The sequence below is a fragment of the Streptococcus varani genome, assembly GCF_001375655.1.
Taxonomy (GTDB): Bacteria; Bacillota; Bacilli; order Lactobacillales; family Streptococcaceae; genus Streptococcus; species Streptococcus varani.
Genome location: NZ_CTEN01000004.1, coordinates 71,015 through 94,573, shown reverse-complemented (window position 1 = coordinate 94,573; position 23,559 = coordinate 71,015). Strand labels below are relative to the sequence as shown.

23 protein-coding genes are annotated in these 23,559 nt (G+C 40.4%); 19 read left to right on the top strand and 4 right to left on the bottom strand.

Features of this window, described 5'->3' with window-relative positions; genetic code table 11:
* Nucleotide 1: 1 nt before the first annotated feature.
* From BN1356_RS09090 to ftsY, 4 genes are all read left to right on the top strand, one after another.
* Complete coding sequence (locus BN1356_RS09090; protein WP_093651079.1) at nt 2-811, top strand: Cof-type HAD-IIB family hydrolase; 810 nt, start codon at nt 2-4, stop codon at nt 809-811.
* 167 nt (nt 812-978) lie between these two features.
* Nucleotides 979-1,788: an HAD family hydrolase gene (locus tag BN1356_RS09085; RefSeq protein WP_093651078.1), complete on the top strand. Its 810-nt coding sequence runs from the start codon at nt 979-981 to the stop codon at nt 1,786-1,788.
* Nucleotides 1,773-2,585 (top strand): Cof-type HAD-IIB family hydrolase, encoded by an 813-nt coding sequence (locus BN1356_RS09080; protein WP_093651077.1) that lies wholly within the window; start codon nt 1,773-1,775, stop codon nt 2,583-2,585. Before BN1356_RS09085 ends, BN1356_RS09080 begins: the two co-directional genes overlap by 16 nt.
* 1 nt (nt 2,586) lies before the next feature.
* On the top strand, nt 2,587-3,870 hold the full coding sequence (gene ftsY, locus BN1356_RS09075; protein ID WP_093651076.1) for a signal recognition particle-docking protein FtsY: 1,284 nt from the start codon (nt 2,587-2,589) through the stop codon (nt 3,868-3,870).
* 442 nt (nt 3,871-4,312) lie between these two features.
* On the opposite strand, the gene zwf is transcribed toward ftsY, so the two are convergent.
* The 4 genes from zwf to BN1356_RS12985 form a co-directional block, all read right to left on the bottom strand.
* Nucleotides 4,313-5,797, bottom strand: a complete 1,485-nt coding sequence (gene zwf / locus BN1356_RS09070) for a glucose-6-phosphate dehydrogenase (protein WP_093651075.1) — start codon at nt 5,795-5,797, stop codon at nt 4,313-4,315.
* Between the two features lie 77 nt (nt 5,798-5,874).
* A complete protein-coding gene (locus tag BN1356_RS09065; protein ID WP_093651074.1) occupies nt 5,875-6,690 on the bottom strand; it encodes a TIGR03943 family putative permease subunit in 816 nt (271 codons plus the stop codon).
* Nucleotides 6,687-7,601, bottom strand: coding sequence for a permease (locus BN1356_RS09060; RefSeq protein ID WP_093651073.1), 915 nt, complete (start codon nt 7,599-7,601; stop codon nt 6,687-6,689). Before BN1356_RS09060 ends, BN1356_RS09065 begins: the two co-directional genes overlap by 4 nt.
* Before the next feature lie 2 nt (nt 7,602-7,603).
* Nucleotides 7,604-7,732, bottom strand: a complete 129-nt coding sequence (locus tag BN1356_RS12985) for an SPJ_0845 family protein (RefSeq protein ID WP_281175841.1) — start codon at nt 7,730-7,732, stop codon at nt 7,604-7,606.
* Nucleotides 7,733-7,864: 132 nt separating this feature from the next.
* On the opposite strand from BN1356_RS12985, the gene ligA reads away from it, so the two are divergent.
* The 15 genes from ligA (at nt 7,865) to BN1356_RS08985 (ending at nt 23,489) form a co-directional block, all read left to right on the top strand.
* The gene (gene ligA, locus BN1356_RS09055; RefSeq protein ID WP_093651072.1) at nt 7,865-9,823 is read left to right on the top strand and encodes an NAD-dependent DNA ligase LigA; all 1,959 of its coding nucleotides are present in this window, start codon (nt 7,865-7,867) and stop codon (nt 9,821-9,823) included.
* Nucleotides 9,824-9,831: 8 nt separating this feature from the next.
* Nucleotides 9,832-10,875: a diacylglycerol kinase family lipid kinase gene (locus BN1356_RS09050; RefSeq protein WP_093651071.1), complete on the top strand. Its 1,044-nt coding sequence runs from the start codon at nt 9,832-9,834 to the stop codon at nt 10,873-10,875.
* A gap of 140 nt (nt 10,876-11,015) precedes the next feature.
* Entirely contained in the window at nt 11,016-11,219 is a 204-nt protein-coding gene (locus BN1356_RS09045; protein WP_093651070.1) for a F0F1 ATP synthase subunit C, read from the top strand.
* A 36-nt stretch (nt 11,220-11,255) separates the two neighbouring features.
* Entirely contained in the window at nt 11,256-11,969 is a 714-nt protein-coding gene (atpB, locus tag BN1356_RS09040) for a F0F1 ATP synthase subunit A (protein ID WP_093651069.1), read from the top strand.
* Between the two features lie 21 nt (nt 11,970-11,990).
* The gene (gene atpF / locus BN1356_RS09035) at nt 11,991-12,494 is read left to right on the top strand and encodes a F0F1 ATP synthase subunit B (protein WP_093651068.1); all 504 of its coding nucleotides are present in this window, start codon (nt 11,991-11,993) and stop codon (nt 12,492-12,494) included.
* Nucleotides 12,491-13,027, top strand: a complete 537-nt coding sequence (locus tag BN1356_RS09030) for a F0F1 ATP synthase subunit delta (RefSeq protein WP_245620329.1) — start codon at nt 12,491-12,493, stop codon at nt 13,025-13,027. The genes atpF and BN1356_RS09030 overlap by 4 nt, the downstream gene beginning before the upstream one ends.
* Nucleotides 13,028-13,046: 19 nt before the next feature.
* Nucleotides 13,047-14,552: a F0F1 ATP synthase subunit alpha gene (atpA, locus tag BN1356_RS09025; RefSeq protein WP_093651066.1), complete on the top strand. Its 1,506-nt coding sequence runs from the start codon at nt 13,047-13,049 to the stop codon at nt 14,550-14,552.
* 15 nt (nt 14,553-14,567) lie between these two features.
* Nucleotides 14,568-15,446, top strand: coding sequence for a F0F1 ATP synthase subunit gamma (locus tag BN1356_RS09020; RefSeq protein WP_093651065.1), 879 nt, complete (start codon nt 14,568-14,570; stop codon nt 15,444-15,446).
* A 73-nt stretch (nt 15,447-15,519) separates the two neighbouring features.
* On the top strand, nt 15,520-16,926 hold the full coding sequence (gene atpD, locus BN1356_RS09015) for a F0F1 ATP synthase subunit beta (RefSeq protein WP_093651064.1): 1,407 nt from the start codon (nt 15,520-15,522) through the stop codon (nt 16,924-16,926).
* 9 nt (nt 16,927-16,935) lie between these two features.
* Nucleotides 16,936-17,352: a F0F1 ATP synthase subunit epsilon gene (locus BN1356_RS09010; RefSeq protein ID WP_093651063.1), complete on the top strand. Its 417-nt coding sequence runs from the start codon at nt 16,936-16,938 to the stop codon at nt 17,350-17,352.
* A gap of 140 nt (nt 17,353-17,492) precedes the next feature.
* A complete protein-coding gene (locus BN1356_RS09005) occupies nt 17,493-18,704 on the top strand; it encodes a phosphopentomutase (protein WP_093651062.1) in 1,212 nt (403 codons plus the stop codon).
* Nucleotides 18,705-18,707: 3 nt separating this feature from the next.
* Nucleotides 18,708-19,064, top strand: coding sequence for an arsenate reductase family protein (locus BN1356_RS09000; protein WP_093651061.1), 357 nt, complete (start codon nt 18,708-18,710; stop codon nt 19,062-19,064).
* A 12-nt stretch (nt 19,065-19,076) separates the two neighbouring features.
* The gene (locus tag BN1356_RS08995; RefSeq protein WP_093651060.1) at nt 19,077-19,886 is read left to right on the top strand and encodes a purine-nucleoside phosphorylase; all 810 of its coding nucleotides are present in this window, start codon (nt 19,077-19,079) and stop codon (nt 19,884-19,886) included.
* 464 nt (nt 19,887-20,350) lie between these two features.
* The gene (deoD, locus tag BN1356_RS08990; RefSeq protein ID WP_093651395.1) at nt 20,351-21,064 is read left to right on the top strand and encodes a purine-nucleoside phosphorylase; all 714 of its coding nucleotides are present in this window, start codon (nt 20,351-20,353) and stop codon (nt 21,062-21,064) included.
* Between the two features lie 157 nt (nt 21,065-21,221).
* Nucleotides 21,222-23,489 (top strand): glycogen/starch/alpha-glucan phosphorylase, encoded by a 2,268-nt coding sequence (locus tag BN1356_RS08985; protein WP_093651059.1) that lies wholly within the window; start codon nt 21,222-21,224, stop codon nt 23,487-23,489.
* The last annotated feature ends 70 nt before the right edge of the window (nt 23,490-23,559 follow it).

Here is a 23,559-nt window from a genome sequence, read left to right as displayed (position 1 = left end):
GATGGCCATTAGAAAATTATTTGTAACGGATTTAGACGGAACCTTTCTCCGTTATGATCATCATTATGATCGAGTTGCTTTGCAAGAAATTTTGAAGCAGTTCAAAGAAAAAGGTTATCTCTTTGTAGCAGCAAGTGGTCGTTCACTTCTTAGTCTAAAAAAACTTTTTCAAGGATTGGAAGAGGATATGGCTTTCTTAGCTGAAAATGGGAGCCTCTTATCCTACCAAGGCCAGATGATTTTTGAAGACAAGCCCATTACTTCACATGTCTACCTGCCATTGATTGAAGCCATCAAAATGGGGCCATTTTCATCTACAAATCAAATCCTCTTATCTGCTAAATCAGGTGCCTATGTTTTGAATGAAGTTGAAGAAAACTATTTCAAGCATATTGAAGGTTATTATCCTAATTTAAGTAGGGTCGAAGATTTTTCGAATATCACTGAAGAAATCATAAAATTGGTAGTAACTTTTCCTGAAGAAGACCTGGATGCAGCTAACAGATGGCTCAATGAGCACTTTGAGGGAATCAGTTCAGTCACCACTGGTTTTGATTCCGTAGACATCATCATGTCGGACATTCATAAAGCAGTTGCCCTCTCCAAACTCTGTGATCATTTTGGTCTGAGTCATCAAGATGTCATCGCTTTTGGTGACAATCAGAACGATAAGGAAATGTTAGAATTTGCTGGGACCGCAGTGGCTACGGAAAATGCACGTGATTCTATCAAAGCAATAGCTGATCAAGTTATTGGACCATGTCAGGATGATGCCGTTATAAAATATATTCAAGACTATTTAAAAAAATAAAAAAAAATAAAAAGGAAATCCCTATGAACGGAATCTCATGGGGATTTTTTGAATGTTTTCAAGTGTCCCCTAAAGAATAGAGTAGAATGTCATTCTATGGTATAATAGTCAATAGTTATGTTAGAGACTAGATGGTCTAATTTAGCCTTTACAAAGGAGTATGGATAATGGCAATTAAATTGATCGCAACAGATATGGATGGCACTTTTTTGGACAAAAATAGCCAATTCGATGCAGAGCGCCTAAAGAATCTATTAGAGATGGCAGCAGAAAAAGGGATTTATTTTGTAGTGGCTAGTGGCCGTGCAGTTCAATCTTTAAAGAGCTTGTTTGCAGAGTTTAAAGACCAAGTGATTTTTCTTGGTGAAAATGGTTCTGAGGTGGAGTATCGTGGCAAAACTCTTTATGAAGAACTGATGCCCAAGGAACTCTACCTTGAAATTCTTGAAAAAATAAAGAAGAGTCATTTCAAAAATGCTGATACTGTTCACCTATCGGGTAAAAACGCAGCATATATGCTTTCATCTATTGATGATGAATACCGAGCATTTTTAGAGCATTATTATCCAACCATTGTCGAAGTAGAAAATTTTGAGTCTATTGAAGATGAAATTTTCAAGCTCGGTGCAAATTTCGCTGCAGATCAAGTCTTTGAAGCTAGTCAATGGTTGACCCAAGAAATCGAGGATGTGGTTTCGATGACTAGCGGTTACGAATGTCTAGATGTTATGTTGGACCATGTCAATAAGGGGACTGGTCTCAGTCATCTCTGCGAAGTCCTAGGAATTTCTGCATCCGAAGTAATTGCTTTTGGTGATAACTATAATGATGAGCACATGCTTCATTTCGCGGGGACTGCCGTTGCTCCTGAAAATGCAGTTCCAGAAATTAAAGAACTTGCTAACCTTATTATTGCTGACCACGATACGGGTTCAGTGATGGCCTATATGGAGGAAATTGTATGTCAATCAAATTAATCGCCCTCGACTTAGATGGTACACTTCTAAATGGGAAAAAAGAGATTTCTGAAGTCAATAAAAAAGCCTTGCAAGAGGCACGTCAACAAGGTGTAAAAGTTGTCATTACTACAGGTCGACCCTTACCTGCTGTTGAAGCATTCTTAAGAGAACTGGACCTCATGCATCCAGATGAATATTCCATTACCTTCAATGGGGGTTTAGTTCAAACTAATGATGGAGGCATTCTGGATCACATTGGTTTTGGCATGGATGAAGTGGAAAAACTTTATAAAATAACGAGAGAACTTAATTTGCCCTTAGATATTGTGCATGGTGGAGATGTCTATGTTATTCCATCAGCCCTTGAATCACTTTATCCAAAACTGAATGTTGTTCTTAACTACATTCCAACCAAGTATGAAGATTTACCCAAAGATATAGAGTACAATAAGGCTGTCACTGCATGTGATGTAGAGTACTTAGATGAGCAAATTGCAAAAATTCCAGCGGAATTGCAAGAGCAATTTGAAATTTTTAAGTCCCGGGATGTTTTGTTGGAGTGGTCTCCAAAAGGTGTTCACAAGTCAGAAGGTCTTGCTAAATTGATCAAGCATTTAGATATCCAACAGACAGAGGTTATGGCATGTGGTGATGAAGAGAATGATCTCTCCATGATTGAATGGGCTGGCCTGGGAGTCTGCATGGCCAATGGTTCAGACCCAGTCAAGGCAGTTGCCAATGTTGTGACACCAATGACAAATGAAGAAGATGCGGTTGCTTGGGCAATCCGTAAATACGTATTAAGTGAGGACTAAGATGGCATTATTTGATCGATTATTTGGAACAAAGCCTGATGAAGCAGTTGACCAAAGTGTTCTTTTTGAACAAGGAGAAGAGGATGCAGCGATTGATCCTGAATGGGATCGATTATCACAAGATGCAATATTGGAAGAGGATGAAAAGGAAGCAGGTAAAGTAGTCAGCTCCATGCTAGAGAAGCCAGAGCAGGAGGCACAAAAACAGCGGACCATGGATATTATGGAACGTTATTATGCTGAGAAAGCAGCTCTGGCGGCTCGTGTTAAAGAGGCGCAAGAAAGTGGACAGGATATCTCAATTCAGACTAAAGAAGTAGTTGAGTCTGTCTCTACAGAAGAACCAGTTCTTCCTCAAGAAAGTGAGCAAGAAAAATATGAGCGTAGTCTGGAGAAAACCCGCAAAGGTTTTGGAGAACGACTCAATGAATTTTTTGCCAATTTCCGCTCAGTGGATGAAGATTTTTTCGAAGAATTAGAAGAACTACTCATTCTTTCGGATGTAGGTGTTCAGGTGGCGTCTACTTTGACAGAAGATTTGCGCTATGAAGCTAAACTGCAAAAAGCCAAGAAAGCTTCTGATTTGCAGCGAGTTATTTTAGAAAAATTGGTCAATATTTACGAGAAGGATGGCCGATTTAACGAAGAAATCAATATGCAAGCAGGCTTGACTGTTATGCTCTTTGTGGGTGTCAATGGTGTTGGGAAAACGACTTCTATCGGTAAGTTAGCCTACAAGTATAGACAGGCCGGTAAGAAAGTGATGTTGGTAGCAGCAGATACTTTCCGTGCGGGTGCCGTTGCTCAATTGGCTGAGTGGGGTCGTCGTGTTGAAGTGCCTGTTGTCATGGGGCCTGAAAAGTCGGATCCGGCTAGTGTGGTCTTTGACGGTATGGAAAAAGCCCTAGCTGAAAATGTTGATATCCTCATGATTGATACTGCTGGCCGACTTCAAAACAAGGACAACCTCATGGCCGAATTAGAGAAAATTGGCCGCATCGTTAAGCGCGTGTTACCTGATGCACCACACGAAACCCTCTTAGCAGTTGATGCTTCAACGGGGCAAAATGCTTTGGTGCAAGCCAAGGAATTCTCAAAAATTACGCCACTAACTGGTCTTGTCTTGACAAAAATTGACGGAACAGCCCGAGGTGGCGTAGTTCTAGCCATTCGTCAGGAATTAGATATTCCCGTTAAATTCATCGGCTTCGGTGAGAAAATTGATGATATTGGTGAATTCTCTTCTGAGGAGTTTATGCGTGGACTTTTAGAAGGATTGATATAAGAGAAAGAAGCAGATGCTTCTTTTTTATTGTCATTTGAATGAACTCTGATACGTCGTCATTTTCTACTTGCCGTACTCTAGTTGAGAGGAACATCGTTCCTTCTATTTCCAACCTCAAACAGTCTATTCTCAGACTGTTTGAGCAATCTGCGTCTCAATTCCTAGTCCAAAAGTTATTTCATTCGCCTATATATTCTATGAAGATCAGAACCATACTTTCTTATCTCACATTCATAAGCTTCAAGTAGATGAGACATAGCTGTGTAGACATCCAAGTGGTAGGCAAGGGGCTTTTGCAAAGTATAGTTTTGATTTTTAAAGAGTGGTTGTTTTATTTAGTTTTTTATGGCCTGATCTTGATAAATTTTCTTTGATTACTTTATGGGTTTGAAATCAAAAAAACACCGATAAACTTAATCGATGCTTCTTGGTTACTATTACCTTAAAGTAATCCACGTTCACGGTACCAGATATCTGGTTTCCAATGCCACTCAGTATCATAGCTTTCAAGTAAGTCAAAAATAGCTTGAGGTCCCATGCTACCAGCTGGATAGCTATGAAGAGGGGACTCATTGTTGGCCCATACACGGACAATCTGGTCAATCAGGCTCCAGCTAGCTTTTACTTCATCCCAGTGACTAAAGTTGGTCGAATCACCATTCAAGACATCAAAGAAGAGTTTCTCATAAGCTTCTGGTGAATTTCCAAGAGCAGCTGCACTATGGCGCCAACTCAATTTAGCTGGTGTTAGAGAGAAGGTTGAACCAACTTCTTTACCATTGATAAAAAGGGAGAAGCCCTCTGTTGGTTGGATATAGATGGTTAAGACATTTTGTTCAGAATGTTGACCAAAGATATCTTCTGCTTTCTTGAAGGTGATGGTCACACGAGTTCCTTTTTCTGTTAGGCGTTTTCCAGTACGGAAGAAGAAAGGAACATCGCGGAAACGATCCGTTTCAACAAAGAAGACACCGCCAGCAAACGTTTCTGTTTGAGAATTTTCTGCGATATTTGGCTCGTCCAGATAGGCAGGATAACTTTGCCCATCAATATTTCCAGATCCATATTGGCCACGAACGAAGTTACGCTTAATTTCCTCATCATTTTGTTGTTTGAGGTTTTGGAAAACCTTAATTTTCTCAGCACGGACATCACATTCATTGAAACTAGCTGGCTTGTCCATGGCTAAAATAGATAAGACCTGAAGCGCATGGTTTTGAATCATATCTTTGAGGGCACCTGAATGGTCGTAGTAACCACCACGATCCTCGACACCAATTGATTCAGCGAAGCTAATTTGAACGTTATCGATGAAATCGCGGTTCCAAATGTTCTCAAAGATAATATTGGCAAAACGAACTGCAAAAATATTTTGGACCATTTCTTTCCCTAAGTAATGGTCAATACGATAGATTTGGTCTTCCTTAAAGGTCTGAGCCAATTCTTCGTTGAGTTTTTCGGCTGTTTCCAGACTAGTTCCAAAAGGTTTTTCAATAATGAGACGCTCAAAACCAGTACCATCTACAATTTCTTCAGATTTGAGATGCTTAGCAATGGTGCCGAAAAATTCAGGAGCCATAGATAAGAAGAAAACCTTATTGTTTTCCGTCTGATATTTTTTGCCCAATTCCTCTTGAAGATTGCGAAGAGCAAGATAATGGTCTGTATCGTTGACGTCGTGACTCTGATAGTAAAAATGACTGGCAAATTCGTGAGCTTGACGAGCATTGTCTGGAAGTTTGCCTAATGATTCGATGACCGTTGATTCAAAAAATTCTTTTGTCCAAGGACGACGTGCTGTTCCAATAACGGCAAAGTTTTCAGCCAGATGACCAGCCTTATAAAGTCTGAAAAGTGAGGGATAGAGTTTGCGCTTGGCGAGGTCGCCACTTGCACCAAAAATAGTAAATAAGACAGGTGATGACATAGTTTTTTCCATTCTTTTCTAATATTCTTGTATTATAGCATAAATTTTCAGAAAATTCACGTTTTCTTATTTAAAAGCTAGAAAACGCGGTAAACATAAGGATTTGTAGGCATTTTAATTTTCTGAAATTCTTCTAATTGTAGGTTAGGCAAGGATTGCTTTAATGAATTGTGATAGCTCATTTGAATTGTCCCCCTAGCTTTGACCCAAGTATCATTAGGAAAATGATCTGTTTGACCACTTGAAAGTAAACCATAGACTCCAGAGTCTGCAATACAATGGATAATGCCGAAGCGAAAAATAAATTGCTGGTTGGGATTATCTGGATCATTGTAGACAAAACCAGTTAATTCTACAGTTTTTCCTGAAAAATCATCAGGATAGTCATAAATAGCTTCCATAACAGCCATGAAATTTTCAGTTGTAATGGTAATGGTATCTTCTTTAAGATATTTTTCAGCCACATCCCGCATTTCTTGTTGGTATGCTGCTTTTGTAAAGAAAGAAGAAGTGTCTGGCTTTAAATACTGGACAGTTGTTCCTTCTTGTTCTTGAACACTTGTATCAACACCAGCCGCAAGTGGGAAATGATAGCCTTTGGCAGCAACTGTTGTAGCATCTAAAGTAACAGTTGGAAAGAACCAAGCTACTATCAGAGGGATAATAAGAAAAATAAAACTCGCTGCTTTTGCAGACCTGGACCTCAAGTGACTATGTACTTGCATCTCCTTCATCCAAACAATTAACTGTGTAAGAGCCAAAATAAAGGTCAGAATCATTGATAAAAAGGCTAAATAAGAATAGTGGAGGTTGATATATTGGTCTAATTTACCAGATACATAGAGATACATTGTCATTTCAAAGTAGCCGAGCAAAATTAAAAATCGAATCAAGATAGCCCTCCTAACGTGAGACAATAAGCCAGTATGACAAGTGTAATCAGACTGATGAATTGAAGAATAAATTTATTCGTAAAATGATGTTTCATCATGAGTAGATTCTTCATATCAATCATGGGACCGATAACTAAGAAAGCCATTACGGGAGCAAAACCAAAACTGGAAAGAAGGGAGGAGCCGATGAAAGCATCGGCTTCTGAACACAAGGAGAGTAAGAAAGCCAACAGCATCATCAACAAAATAGCAGTGAAAGAATTGTGACTAATTCGCGTCAAAATATAAGTTGGAACATATACTTGCACCAAACTAGCAATGAAACAGCCAAATACGAGATAACGTCCAGTATCAAAAAATTCATCAACAGATTGAACGAGAGCCGCTCCTACTTTTTTCCAGCCATCTTGATTGTTAAGTTCATGATGGTGGTGGTGTTCGTTTCCATGAGGTTGACTTTTTAAAATCGGTCCACTGCTTATAAATCCCCAAAAAATTCCTAATACAAGGGCTACCAATACGGAACCCAAGGCGCGAAAAAGAGCAAAACGGATGGAGTTTCCAAAAGCTGTATAGGTTGCGAAAAGGACGATGGGGTTAATGACAGGAGCCGTCGCCATAAAGGGAATGGCTGTATAACTTGGAACTTGTTTTTCTAGAAAACGATGGACAATCGGCACAATCCCGCATTCGCAAGAAGGGAAAAGAAAACCGATGAATGTTCCAAATAAAATACGTAATATCTTATTTTTCGGCAAGAAGACATGAACCCTGTCAGGAGAAATATAGACCTCAATAAAACCAGAAATGATGGATCCAATGAGAACGAAAGGAAGTGCCTCAATCATAATTGACAAAAAGATGGCTCCCATCTGTAAGATGGAAGTCGGTAAATGTTGAAAGACAGCCATTTTTACTTCACATCACTCGGTGTTGCGTCTTCCTCATCAGGTGGAAATTCAACAGAATCCAAATTATCAAAGGATGCAAATTCTTCAAACATCTTTTCTAAATCATCTTGTTTTTTAAACGTAATTGCCATAAGGACCTCCCAAAAATTCTTTCTTTTATTATACTCTTTCTAATCAAAAAATTCTTCTTTTTACCTTGATGTCCTCTGGAAAATAAGAGAGTAACCTTTCATTTTGCCAGTGAATAATGATATAATAGAGGCATGAAAAATAGAATGAATGAACTGGTTGAATTACTAAATCGCTACGCAGAAGAATACTACCAATTAGATAAACCCAGCATATCAGATGCACAATACGATACTCTTTATCGAGAATTAGTGATGCTAGAGTCTGAACATCCAGAGCTTACTTTGCCAAATAGTCCGAGTCACCGTGTGGGTGGCAAAATCTTAGATGGTTTTGAAAAATATCGTCACACTTATCCTCTCTATAGTTTGCAGGATGGCTTTTCCTTGGAAGAATTGCAAGCCTTTGATGAGCGGATTCGCAAAGAATTCCCTCAGGTTACCTATATTTGTGAATTAAAGATTGATGGTTTATCGGTTTCCTTAACCTACGAAGCAGGGCAGCTAGTTGTAGGTGCCACTCGTGGAGATGGTAGTATCGGGGAAAATATCACAGAAAATCTGAAGAGAGTTCAAGACATTCCCCTAACTCTGACGCAAGCACGAGATGTGACGGTTCGTGGGGAGTGTTACATGCCAAAAACGTCCTTTCATCGTGTCAATATAGATCGCCAGGAAAAGGGTGAGGCTGAATTTGCCAATCCTAGAAATGCAGCTGCGGGAACTCTTCGCCAATTAGATACAGCCATTGTTGCTTCACGTGGTTTAGCAACCTTTCTCTATCAGGAAGCGAGTCCAACTGACATGACCAGCCAGTCGCAAGTCTTGTTGGAATTGGATAAAATGGGTTTTAGCACCAATCGTGACTATTATTTAGCTTCCTCTATTTCAGAAGTTTGGGATTTTATTGAAAAGATTGCAGAGAAACGCAGTCACTTACCTTATGAAATTGATGGTATAGTGGTCAAAGTGAATGATTTAGCCATTCAAGAGGAGCTAGGCTTCACGGTTAAGGCTCCACGATGGGCCATTGCCTACAAGTTTCCAGCCGAGGAAAAAGAAGCTGAAATCTTATCTGTTGATTGGACGGTTGGACGGACAGGAGTAGTGACACCAACTGCTAATTTGACACCAGTTCGCTTAGCTGGCACAACTGTCAGCCGTGCTACTCTGCATAATGTGGATTACATAGCGGATAAAGATATCCGGATTGGAGACACCGTCATTGTTTATAAAGCTGGGGATATTATACCAGCTGTTCTACGTGTGGTGGAAAGTAAGCGGGCTAGTCAGGAAGTGATGGCGATTCCGACCCTATGTCCAAGTTGCCAAAGTCCATTGATGCACTACGAGGATGAGGTGGCGTTGCGCTGTATCAATCCTCACTGCCCCTCACAAATTATGAACCGCTTAGAACATTTTGCCAGTCGAGACGCGATGAATATCGCAGGGTTAGGTAGTTCTATCGTTATTAAGCTTTTCAAGACAGGTTTGGTCAAGGATGTGGCCGATATCTACCGATTGACGACTGAGAACCTTTTGCAACTGGAAGGCTTCAAGGAAAAATCGGCTCAAAAACTTTATCAAGCCATTCAATCATCCAAAAATAATTCAGCTGAGAAGTTATTATTTGGTCTTGGGATCCGCCATGTAGGTAGCAAGGCCAGTAAAATCCTCGTCACAAAATTTGGTCATTTAGAAGCTTTGGCACAAGCGCAAGTTGAGGATATTGCCGAAATTGAAGGATTGGGTCAAGTTATTGCTCAATCACTGGTATCTTATTTTACTAGCCAAGGGGCCAAAGAGTTGCTTGTCGAATTAAAAGAAGCAGGCGTCAATTTGGCTTATAAAGGACAAGTCGCCATCACAGATGGTTTACTATCGGGTATGACAGTTGTATTGACAGGGAAATTAGAACGCTTAAAACGCAGTGAGGCCAAAGCTAAATTAGAAAGTTTAGGAGCTAATGTTGTTGGATCCGTCTCTAAAAAAACAGATCTAGTGGTAGCAGGAGTCGATGCCGGTAGTAAGTTAACGAAGGCACAGGAGCTAGACATTGAAGTGAAAGATGAGGCCTGGCTAGAAAGTTTATAGGGGGTAATATGGAAAAAAGAAAACGTGCCAGATTGATCTATAATCCGACATCTGGACAAGAAATCATGAAAAGAAATGTAGCAGAAGTTTTAAATATCTTAGAAAGTTATGGCTATGAGACTTCAGCTTTTCAGACCACTCCAGCAAAAGACTCTGCCAAAGATGAGGCGACTCGTGCAGCTAAGGCAGGTTTTAACCTAATTATCGCTGCAGGTGGCGATGGCACCATCAATGAAGTGGTTAATGGGATTGCACCCTTGAAAAAGCGGCCCAAAATGGCCATTATTCCAACTGGTACGACCAATGATTATGCTCGTGCTCTCAAGGTACCACGTGGTAATCCCGTCGAAGCCGCAAAGTTGATTGGGAAAAATCAGACTATTCTCATGGATATTGGCATGGCCAAAACAAAGAAGGATGGCCAGGATTTCCAGACTTATTTCATTAATATTGCAGCAGCTGGAACACTGACTGAGTTGACATACAGTGTTCCCAGTCAACTCAAGACTACCTTTGGTTATTTGGCCTATGTCGTCAAAGGGGCCGAACTCTTACCTCAAGTAAAATTCAGACCAGTTCGTGTCAAACATGATAAGGGAGTCTTTGAAGGCAAGGTATCCATGATCTTCGTAGCTCTCACCAATTCTATTGGAGGTTTTGAGCAGATTGTACCAGATGCTAAGCTGGATGACGGTAGGTTTACCCTCATTATGGTCAAGACAGGAAATCTTTTTGAAATCCTTCATCTCCTTCGACTTGTTTTGGATGGCGGCAAGCATATAGAGCACAAGCATGTTGAATACATAAAGACTAAAAAGATAAAGATCGAGGCTGGTGAAGGCAGCTCTGAACGACTGCTGCTCAATCTAGATGGAGAGTATGGAGGAGATGCACCCGTTAAATTGAGCAACCTAGCCAATCATATCGAATTCTTTGCGGATACGGATAAGATTTCAAGTCATGCCATTACCATTGATACAGACGCTCTTCGTTTGGAAGAAATGGCCAAATTATTTGCAGAAGAAGTGACTCACTTAGAGGATAGTATATAAATAGGAAGAAAGGTTGAAAATGACCTTTTTTCTTTGTTCGGCTTAGTCTTTTAAAACGTTTCCATTTCTGAAAATTTCTTGACAAAAGCATATTTTAGGAGTATGCTTACAAAGTATAAAAACATTAAAGGAGAATCATTATGGATTTGTCAGCATTGGCACTAGGACTTGCGACTTTGGGTGTCAGTATCGGTGAAGGAATTCTTGTTGCTGCTTACCTTAACGGAACAGCCCGTCAACCTGAATTGCAGAGCAAATTGATGTCTGGTGTATTTTTGGGCGTAGCTTTTATTGAAGGTACTTTCTTCGTAACTTTGGCTATGACTTTCTTGTTCCGCGGCTAAAATCACAGGTAAAATATAGAAAAGGGGGAACCTTCCTTGGAAGAAAGTATAAATCCAACCCTAACCCTTGGTCCGGTTACCTTTGATTTGACCATGGTATTGGTCTCTGTCATCACTATTTCAGTCATTTTTATTTTGGTTTTTTGGGCTAGTCGCAAAATGCAACTCAAGCCTACTGGCAAACAAAATGTCTTGGAATATGTCTACGAAATGACCGTGAATTTTACCAAAGGGAATTTAGGAAATGAAGAATCCAAACGGTATAATTTATTTTTCTTTATAGCCTTTACCTTCTTGGTGGTTGCTAATAACTTAGGTTTAATGACAAAAATTGAGACATCGGATGGTTTAAATCTTTGGACTTCTCCAACAGCTAATATGGCTTATGACCTTGGTTTAGCAACGGTTGCTACAGTATTTGTTCATATTGAAGGCATTCGACGTCGTGGCTTTGGAGCATACCTCAAAGCTTTTGTGACGCCACTCGCCATGACACCTATGAATATTTTAGAAGAAGTGACAAATTTGGCTTCCTTAGGCTTACGTCTATACGGAAATATTTTTGCAGGTGAGGTTTTGGTAGGCTTGTTGCTAAAATTAGCCCATTCCAGTGCCTTTGCACTTCCGATAGCCTTTGGACTAAATGTTTTATGGACTGGTTTCTCAGTTTTTATCTCATGTTTACAAGGTTATGTATTTGTCATGTTGGTGTCCATGTATTTAAATAAAAAAATAAGTGGCGGACACTAAGAGGAAAGGAAAAGAATATTCATGATTACAGTATTGAATACAAGTTCAACTATTATAGGTAACTTTATTCTTGTTACGGCATCCTTTTTGACCTTGATTATCCTCATCCGCGTTTTTGCCTGGAAGAATCTGACAGGAATTTTTGAGCAGCGTGCTGAGAAAATTGCAGGGGAAATTGATGAAGCTGAAGAAAAAAATCAAACAGCGGCAGCCCTAGTCAAACAACGACAACTCGAATTGGACCAAGGTCGTATTGAAGGCAAAAAGATTGTCCAAGATGCTGTTGCTAGAGCTAAAGTTGAAAAAAAACATATTATTGATCAAGCAGCTGTTGAAGCACAAGGCATGAAAGATAAAGCTAAGTTGGAAATACAAGCTGAAAGACGTGAAGCACAAGAAAACCTGAAAATTCAAGTTGCGAGTCTTGCGGTTGATATAGCTGGAAAAATTATTTTAGAGGATTTGGATCAAGCGGCTCACAGTGCCTTAATCGATCGTTATATTGATAGATTAGGAGAGAAATGATGGGTGTAAGGGAAGCAAACATTGTTCATAAATATGCCTATAATTTTGTAGAAAGTATCTCTTATCGAGATGATATTTGGCGTGTTTATGATGAAGTGAGTCGTATTGTGTCTATTATTCACAATACGAAACTCAATCGTATCCTTCAGTCTCCTACAACCTCTAAACAAGATAAGGAATCATTTCTTCGTAATTTACGTCAATCAGAATATCGTTTTGTAAACGACCTAATCGAAAGATTAATTCAAGACGAAAATTACGATTTGGTTTTGCCGACTTTGGAAGATGTTCTTTTAAAAATCAGCAAAAGCCAAAATGAGTATGACATGGTCGTGACTTCTTTCCAAGCTTTGACAGAGCAACAGAAAGAACGCATAACCGCTATTGCTCAGGAACGATTTTCGGTAAAAATACACAATGTTATCGAAGAGATTGATAAAGAAATACTTGGTGGATTTATTGTTAACGTCAACCATCGAGTGATTGATACTAGTGTTCGTACTCAACTAGGAGACATTAGAAAAAAGCTATAAATTAGAAAGTGGTGTTCTTTTGGTCATCAATACACAAGAAATTAGTGATTTACTAAAACAACAAATTGACGACTACCAACCAGACTTTGACTATACGGAGACAGGAGTTGTGACCTATATCGGTGATGGTATTGCCCGTGCACAAGGTTTGGACAATGCCATGAGTGGGGAACTCCTCATTTTTGAAAATGGTACCATTGGTATGGCTCAAAACTTGGAGACCACTGATGTTGGTATTATTATTCTGGGTCAATTCTCGGATATCCGCGAGGGTTCTGTTGTTCGTAGAACTGGTAAAATCATGGAAGTTCCTGTTGGACCTGCCTTGATTGGTCGTGTTATCAATCCCCTTGGGCAAGCGGTTGATGGTTTGGGTGAAATTCAAACCTATAAAACTCGTCCAATCGAGTATCCGGCTCCAGGTGTTATGCAGCGGAAATCAGTTAATCAACCGTTACAAACAGGACTGAAAGCCATTGATGCTTTGGTACCGATTGGTCGTGGGCAACGCGAACTAATTATTGGAGATCGTCAGACTGGTAAGACTTCAGTGGCTATCGATACTATTCTGAATCAAAAAGGTCAAGATATGATTTGTATCTATGTAGCTATTGGGCAAAAAGAATCAACTGTTCGGTCACAAGTTGAAACCTTGCGTCAATATGGTGCTCTAGATTATACTATCGTTGTAACGGCTTCCGCATCCCAACCTTCCCCATTGCTCTTCCTAGCACCTTACGCTGGAGTAGCTATGGCAGAAGAGTTCATGTATGAGGGCAAACATGTCCTTATCGTTTATGATGATTTATCAAAACAAGCAGTAGCTTACCGCGAGCTTTCCTTGCTCCTTCGTCGACCACCAGGTCGGGAAGCTTATCCGGGGGATGTTTTCTATTTGCACTCTCGTCTTTTGGAGCGTTCTGCAAAGGTTTCTGATGAATTAGGTGGTGGCTCTATTACAGCCCTTCCATTTATCGAAACACAGGCTGGAGATATTTCAGCTTATATTGCAACCAACGTAATTTCTATTACAGATGGACAGATTTTCCTCAAGGATGATCTCTTCAACTCTGGTATTCGACCTGCTATTGATGCCGGTTCTTCCGTATCGCGGGTTGGTGGTTCTGCTCAAATTAAGGCTATGAAGAAAGTAGCGGGTACACTTCGTATCGACTTAGCTTCTTATCGAGAGTTGGAAGCCTTCACTCAGTTTGGTTCTGATTTGGACGCAGCCACTCAAGCAAAACTCAATCGAGGTCGTCGGACAGTTGAGGTCCTTAAACAGCCTCTGCATAAGCCACTACCAGTTGAAAAACAAGTTCTGATTCTTTATGCTCTCACTAATGGTTATTTGGATACAGTTCCAATTGAAGACATTTTGGCATTTGAAGAAGACTTGTATGCTTATTTTGATATCAACCATGATTCTCTTCTCGATGTTATTCGAACAACAAAAGATTTACCTGATACTGACCTCTTGAATGATGCCATTCAAGAATTCAAAAATCAGTCTGTTTACAAATAGATAGAGGAGTAGGATATGGCAGGTTCTCTAAACGAAATCAAAAATAAAATTGCATCGACCAAGAAAACCAGTCAAATCACAAGTGCCATGCACATGGTTTCTGCGGCAAAACTAGCCAAGTCAGAACAGGCTGCCAAATCATTCGATCTTTATGCTGCAAAGGTACGTCAGATTACGACAGATCTTTTGCGGGCAGAGCTGATGAATGATGGAGCGACAAATCCCATGTTGATTCGCCGCGAGGTTAAAAAGACAGGCTATATCGTTATCACTTCTGACAGTGGTCTTAAAGGTGCCTATAATTCAACAATTCTAAAAGCTGTCATGGGTATGATTGAACAAGATCACGATGGTAAGGATGAATATGAAATCATTGCCATAGGTGGCATGGGAGCTGATTTCTTTCGCGTCCGTGGCATGGCTCCTATTTTTGAATTGCGTGGGATTGCCGTTCATCCAAGTTTTGACGAGGTTCAGAAAATTATTTCAAAATCAGTTGAAATGTACAAGAATGAGATATTTGATGAACTCTATGTTTGTTACAACCATCATATCAATTCTTTGACCAGTCAGGTTCGTGTACAACAGATGTTGCCAATCGAGGACTTGGACCACAATGAAGTTGATGGTTATACAGCTAGTTTTGAAATGGAACCTAGTCGCGATGCGATCCTTGCTCAATTGATTCCGCAGTATGCCGAGTCTATGATTTATGGGGCCATTCTTGATGCAAAAACTGCTGAAAGCGCGGCGGGTATGACAGCCATGCAGACAGCAACTGACAATGCGAAAAATGTTATTACAGATTTAACAATCCAATACAACAGAGCCCGTCAGGCTGCTATTACTCAGGAAATTACTGAGATTGTAGCTGGTGCCTCTGCCTTGGAATAATATTAAGATAGACAAATCTAATCAATCATTCTATGAAGAAGTTGGATTTGCATTCTTAAAGAGAGGAAAAGAGATGAGTTCAGGTAAAATCACTCAGGTTGTAGGACCAGTTGTTGACGTAGCATTTGCTATCGATGAAAAACTTCCTGAGATTAACAATGCACTTGTCGTTTATAAAAACGACCAATCAAAACAGAAGGTCGTGCTAGAAGTTGCTCTAGAATTAGGAAATGGTGTGGTTCGCACGATTGCTATGGAGTCTACTGATGGCTTGACTCGTGGATTGGAGGTGTTGGATACCGGAAAACCAATTTCTGTTCCAGTTGGGAAAGAAACACTGGGTCGGGTCTTCAATGTCTTAGGTGAGACCATTGACTTGGAGGAACCCTTTGCAGATGATGCAGAGCGTGAACCAATCCATAAAAAAGCTCCAACTTTTGATGAATTATCCACTTCCACTGAAATTTTGGAAACAGGAATTAAGGTTATCGATTTGTTAGCCCCTTATCTGAAAGGTGGTAAGGTTGGTCTCTTTGGTGGTGCCGGTGTCGGTAAAACCGTTTTGATTCAAGAGCTAATTCACAATATTGCCCAAGAACATGGTGGGATTTCCGTATTTACTGGTGTTGGAGAGCGAACGCGTGAGGGGAACGATCTTTATTGGGAAATGAAAGACTCAGGCGTTATTGAGAAAACTGCCATGGTCTTTGGTCAAATGAACGAGCCACCAGGTGCTCGGATACGGGTTGCTTTAACTGGCTTGACATTAGCCGAATACTTCCGTGATGTAGAAGGTCAGGATGTATTGCTCTTTATCGACAATATTTTCCGTTTCACTCAAGCAGGTTCTGAAGTTTCAGCTCTTTTAGGTCGCATGCCATCTGCCGTTGGCTATCAGCCAACCTTGGCAACTGAAATGGGACAATTGCAAGAGCGGATAACATCTACCAAGAAAGGTTCTGTTACCTCAATCCAAGCTATTTACGTGCCTGCAGATGACTATACTGACCCTGCACCAGCAACAGCTTTCGCTCACTTAGATTCGACAACCAACTTGGAACGTAAGTTGACTCAGCTAGGTATTTATCCTGCGGTAGATCCTTTGGCTTCTAGCTCGCGGGCCTTAGCTCCTGAAATTGTTGGTGAAGACCATTATGCAGTAGCAATGGAAGTAAAACGGGTACTTCAACGCTACCAAGAGTTGCAAGATATTATTGCTATCTTGGGAATGGATGAACTTTCTGATGAAGAAAAAACATTGGTTGGACGGGCGCGCCGTATCCAATTCTTCCTTTCGCAAAACTTCAACGTAGCAGAGCAATTTACTGGTTTACCAGGTTCTTATGTGCCAGTTGCTGATACAGTGAAAGGTTTCAAGGAAATACTGGATGGCAAACATGATAGAATACCAGAAGATGCTTTCCGAAATGTTGGTTCTATTGAAGATGTATTGGCTAAATCTGCTAAAATGGGATTCTAGAGGTATAGTATGGACTTTATGACAGTACAAATCGTGACACCAGACGGTATCCGTTATGACCACCATGCTGCCTTTATTCTTGTCAAAACAACTGAAGGTGAACTGGGAGTTTACCCTGGACATATTGACCTGATTGCGGTGCTTGAAATTGGTGAAATCAAGGTGCGTCGTGTCGATGATGAAAACCACGTTGACTGGATTGCCGTCAATGGTGGCATTATCGAAATTTCTAAAAATAAGATAAATATCATTTCGGACTCAGCAGAACGCGAGCGGGATATTGATGTCAGTCGAGCGGAGAGGGCTAAACTTCGTGCCGAACGCGAAATGGAAGAAGCCCAACATGCGCGTAATGCTGATTTGGAAAGACGAGCAAGTATTGCACTTCAACGGGCCATCAACCGTATCCGTGTTGGTAATCATTAAAGATAAACTACTCAAATCTACTTTGGGTGGTTTTTTTCGTTGCTGACAATCAATGAAATCGAATACAAAAACCGAACATTCGGAAAGAAAAATATGGTATAATAGTTTTAGATTAATCTCAAGGAATAAAGGAGAAAACTATGTCAACATTTAATCGTGTTCACTTGGTAGTATTAGATTCAGTAGGAATCGGTGCAGCACCTGATGCCAATTATTTTGTGAATGCTAGCGTGCCAGACGGGGCTTCAGATACCCTAGGTCATATTTCTAAAACAGTTGGACTAGATGTGCCTAATATGGCCAAATTGGGTCTAGGTAACATTCCCCGTGAGTCAGCTTTGAAGACGGTCCCCGCAGAATCAAATCCAATTGGCTATGCAACCAAGTTAGAGGAAGTATCCCTTGGTAAAGATACTATGACTGGTCATTGGGAAATCATGGGTCTCAATATCACAGAACCGTTTGATACTTTCTGGGAAGGATTTCCTGAAGAGATTTTGACAAAGATTGAAGAGTTTTCTGGTCGTAAAATTATCCGGGAGGCCAATAAACCTTATTCGGGTACAGCGGTCATTGATGATTTTGGTCCTCGTCAAATGGAAACAGGTGAGTTGATTGTCTACACATCAGCCGACCCTGTACTACAAATCGCAGCTCACGAAGAGATTATTCCGCTAGAGGAACTTTACCGTATTTGTGAGTTTGCTCGTTCGATTACCTTAGAACGCCCAGCTCTCCTTGGCCGGATTATCGCACGTCCATATGTTGGTGAAGCAGGGAACTTCTCACGGACAGCTAACCGTCATGACTATGCTTTATCCCCTTTCCAAGATACCGTTCTCAATAAATTGGTGGATGCAGGTGTTCCAACCTATTCTGTTGGTAAAATTAGTGATATTTTCAACGGTTCAGGTATTAGCAATGATATGGGACATACTAAGGACAATAGTCATGGGGTCGACAAGCTCCTTGAGACATTGGCGCTTCCTGAATTTACAAAAGGCTTCTCCTTTACCAATTTGGTAGATTTTGATGCGGTCTATGGTCATCGTCGCAACCCAGCTGGTTATCGTGATTGTCTCCATGAATTTGATGCTCGTTTGCCAGAAATCATGAATGCCATGAAAGAAGCTGATCTGCTCTTGATTACAGCTGATCATGGAAACGACCCAACCTATGCTGGAACAGATCATACTCGTGAGTATGTGCCTCTCTTGGCTTACTCAGCATCCTTCAAAGGCAATGGCCTGCTTCCAGTAGGTCACTTTGCAGATATTTCAGCGACAATTGCGGAAAACTTCGGTGTGGAGAAATCTATGATTGGGGAATCCTTCTTAGCTGATTTGGTATAAGAGATGGAAAACTTTAGGGTTTACTACCATCCTGCTTGCAGCAAGTGTAAAAAACTGAGGGTTCTCTTGGCCAGTCAAGATATATATGTTGATTGGATTAACTATTTGGAAACTCCCTTAAGAGCTGAAGAATTATTAAAACTCATAGAAAAGATGCAAGTAAAACCATCTCAAGTCATTCGGATGTCAGAAGAAGAACGACTCAGTTTGTCAGAGGAAGAAGTCTTTGATTTATTAGTTGCTCAACCAGAATTGCTGAACAGACCAATTGTGGAGCAAGATGATAGTGCTTTTCTCTGTCGTCCTTTAGAAGTGATAAAAGAAAAAATGCCAGCATATGACTGGTCAGAATATTTGTAAAAAGGAGACAATATGTCATTACTAGAAAAAATTAATGAAACAAAAGTTTTTTTAGAAGAAAAAGGAATGCTCAAACCAGAATTTGGTCTCATTTTAGGATCAGGTCTTGGTGAGTTGGCAGATGAGATTGACAATGCTATTGTCTTAGATTATGCAGCTATTCCAAACTGGGGTCAATCAACTGTTGTTGGTCATGCTGGCAAGTTAGTCTATGGCGATTTGGCTGGGCGCAAAGTATTGGCTTTGCAAGGTCGTTTTCATTTCTACGAGGGAAATCCAATGAATACGGTAACCTTCCCTGCACGTGTCATGAAGGCCTTGGGATGCCAAGGGGTTATCGTGACCAATGCAGCAGGTGGTATTGGCTACGGTCCAGGAACCCTCATGGCTATTTCTGATCACATCAATATGACAGGTCAAAATCCACTCATTGGTGAAAACTTGGAAGAATTTGGTCCGCGTTTCCCTGACATGTCAGATGCATACACTGCAGCTTACCGTGAGAAAGCTCATGCAGTAGCAGATAAGATGGGCATCAAATTGGAAGAGGGTGTCTACCTTGGTGTGACAGGTCCGACTTACGAAACACCAGCAGAAATCCGTGCTTTCAAAACAATGGGGGCTCATGCAGTTGGTATGTCAACAGTTCCTGAAGTGATCGTAGCAGCTCATTCAGGGATGAAAGTCTTGGGGATTTCAGCCATTACAAACTTCGCAGCTGGATTCCAATCAGAGCTCAACCACGAAGAAGTGGTGGAAGTCACTCAACAAATCAAAGGGAACTTTAAAGAGTTTATCAAACAAACTTTAGAAGTTTTGTAAGATGAGTATGAAGGCAAAAAAACTCTATATTTGTGTGATTCTACTCAGTTTTCTACTGGCAGTTTTGCTCTATGCAAACAAGCAAGTTTTTTGGGCAGTTTTCACTATGACATCTGGCCTTAGTTTTGCACGTTTTGCGATTCAAGAACACAAAAAATCAAAAGGATAAGAAGAAAAGGTCGTCTGTCTATCAGAAAACTGAATACGGTCGGAAAACCTTCCATTCTATTCTAAAAAATCTAAAACTAAAGAAAGGACAGAGTCGAGTTCACACACTTGAACTCAGGCTAGAGACTTCTGACTTTCACAAAATTAATTCAAGGAAAGGTAAGGTTGAGATTGTATTCATGTAAGTGAATACGGTCGGAAAGTTCGGAAAAAAGATGCTCTGTCTTGCAAATCAGGATTTGCAGTCAGATCCCTATTTTTCTATCACTTTCTGTTCGACCTTTATATCATCATTTATGTCTATCCATATTTCTGCTAAACCAGGCGAAATCGCCGATAAAATCTTGCTTCCAGGAGATCCTCTCCGTGCTAAATTCATCGCGGAGAATTTTCTAGAAGATGCTGTTTGTTTCAATGAAGTTCGTAATATGTTTGGTTATACTGGTACTTACAAGGGTCACCGTGTATCTGTTATGGGAACAGGGATGGGAATGCCCTCTATTTCAATCTATGCACATGAGCTGATTAATGAATATGGTGTCAAAAAACTAATTCGTGTCGGTACAGCTGGTGCGCTTGATGAAAATGTTCATGTCCGTGATTTGGTCTTGGCACAAGGTGCTGCAACGAACTCTAAGATGATCAATATTGATTGGCCAGAATACGATTTTCCTCAAATTGCAAACTTCGAACTCTTGGATAAGGCTTATCATATTGCTAAAGAAATGGACATTCCGACTCATGTAGGCAATGTTTTGTCATCAGATGTTTTCTATTCTCAAAAACTCTTTAGCCGGAACTTAGAGCTTGGTAAACACGGAGTGAAAGCTGTGGAAATGGAAGCAGCAGCTCTGTATTATCTAGGTGCTAAATTCGGTGTTCAAACCTTAGCAATTATGACAATTTCGGATCATCTCCTTCGTCCAGAAGAAGATACAAGCTCAGAAGAACGTCAAACATCTTTTACAGATATGATGAAAGTTGGCCTTGAAACGCTTATCGCAGAGTGATTTTCTAAAAAAATCGTAAAAAACGAATGTTATCTTAGGTAGAACGTTTTCATGGTCTAAAGCATTTCTAAAAACCAAAAAGTAGGGTATAATGGAAAAGTTAGTGTTCGTAGAACGCAGAAATATCCCTTTTTAAAAGGACTTAGGAGACCATCAAATGATTAATTTGCAAAACTTTGTTCAAACTATGTATGCCAAATGTATCGAAGATTGTTCAGATCAAGAACTTTACTATGCTTTGCTGGCATTTACGAAACAAAGGAGTGAAGCACAGTGTACCAACGATCAAAAGAAAAAAGTTTACTACATTTCAGCTGAGTTTTTAATTGGTAAACTCTTATCCAATAACTTGATCAACCTTGGACTCTATGACGAAGTGAAGGAACAGTTGGTAGCTGCAGGCAAAGATTTGATTGCCATTGAAGAGATGGAAATGGAACCCTCTCTTGGTAATGGTGGTTTGGGCCGTCTAGCAGCTTGTTTCTTAGATTCTATTGCTAGTCTGGGTCTGAATGGTGATGGGGTAGGTTTAAATTATCATTTTGGACTTTTCCGTCAAATTTTTGAATACCACCAACAGCGTGCGGTGCCCAATAACTGGATTACTCCACGATCATGGTTATCTGAATCTCCTATTTCTTATCAGGTTCAATTTGCAGGTTTCTCATTGACATCAAAACTCTATGATATCGATGTGCCTGGTTACAAGACGGAGCGTAAAAATCGTTTGCGTCTCTTTGATGTGGCCAGTGTCGATGAAAATATTGTTTATGATGGAATTGATTTTGACCAAGAGGATATTTTCCGTAATTTGACTCTCTTCCTTTACCCGGATGATTCAAAAGACCAAGGAAAGATTTTGCGTATCTTCCAACAATATTTCATGGTTTCCAATGCAGCTCAACTCTTAATCGATGAAGCCATTGCTAAAGGATCCAATCTTCATGATTTGGCAGACTATGCAGTAGTACAAATCAATGATACTCACCCATCCTTGGTGATTCCTGAATTGATTCGCCTTTTGGAATTGCGTGGTATTGCCTTTGATGAAGCTGTTGCTATTGTCAAAAGTATGACGGCCTATACCAACCATACCATCTTGTCAGAAGCCCTTGAAAAATGGCCTCTTGATTTCTTAAACATGGTTGTGCCACACTTGGTTCCCTTTATTGAGGAGTTGGACCGCCGGGCTAAGGCCATAAAAGATGATGAATCGGTCAATATTATTGATAACCATGGTCGTGTTCACATGGCTCATATGGACATTCATTATGGTTATTCTATCAATGGTGTTGCGGCACTCCATACTGAAATCCTCAAATCATCCGAACTGAAGCCTTTTTATGACCTCTATCCTGAGAAATTCAACAATAAGACAAATGGGATAACTTTCCGCCGCTGGCTTATGCACGCTAATCCAAGTTTAGCAAGCTATTTGGATGATTTACTAGGACATGGTTACCATCATGATGCTGCTGAATTAGAAAAATTCTTGGACTTCAAAGAGGATAAGAACATCAAAGCTAAGTTGGAGGATATCAAGCAGCACAACAAGCGGAAATTGCAACGCCATCTTGCGAAAAGTCAAGGTGTCGCCGTCAACCCAGACGCTATCTTCGATGTCCAAATCAAACGGATCCACGAATACAAACGCCAACAAATGAATGTGCTTTATGTCATTCACAAATATCTGGATATTAAGGCTGGAAACATTCCGGCCCGTCCATTGACTGTTTTCTTTGGCGGAAAAGCAGCGCCTGCTTATACCATCGCCCAAGATATCATTCATTTGATCTTGGTACTTTCCCAAGTCATTCAAAATGATCCTGAAGTTGCTCCGCATTTGCAAGTGGTTATGATTGAAAACTACAATGTGACCGAAGCAAGTTTCATTATTCCGGCAGCAGATATTTCAGAGCAAATCTCTCTGGCTTCCAAAGAGGCATCTGGTACTGGTAATATGAAATTTATGCTAAATGGAGCGCTGACTCTTGGAACAGATGATGGTGCCAATGTGGAAATTCATGAATTGGTTGGTAATGAAAATATCTACATTTTTGGGGAAGATAGCCAAACGGTGATTGACCATTATGCCAATGGAACCTATCGTCCCTCTAGCTTCTATGAGCGCGACGGCATTCGTCCCTTGATTGACTTTATCACTAGTGATGTCGTGCGTCAGTTTGGCGGAATTGATGAGCGCCTCTGGCGTTTGCAGGAGAATCTCAAATACAATGACCATTTTATGACCCTTCTTGATCTAGAAGCATACATTCAAACCAAGGAACAAATGTTGACTGATTACGAAGATCGCGATAGCTGGTTAGAAAAAGTCATTGTAAACATTGCCAAGGCAGGTTTCTTCTCAAGTGACCGAACCATTTCTCAATACAACGAGGATATTTGGCACCTTTCTACAAAATAAGTCAGAAAAGCGTGGAGGAATCCAGGCTTTTCCTTTTATGGCTCTTTGTCAACTGTAGTGGGTTGCTGAA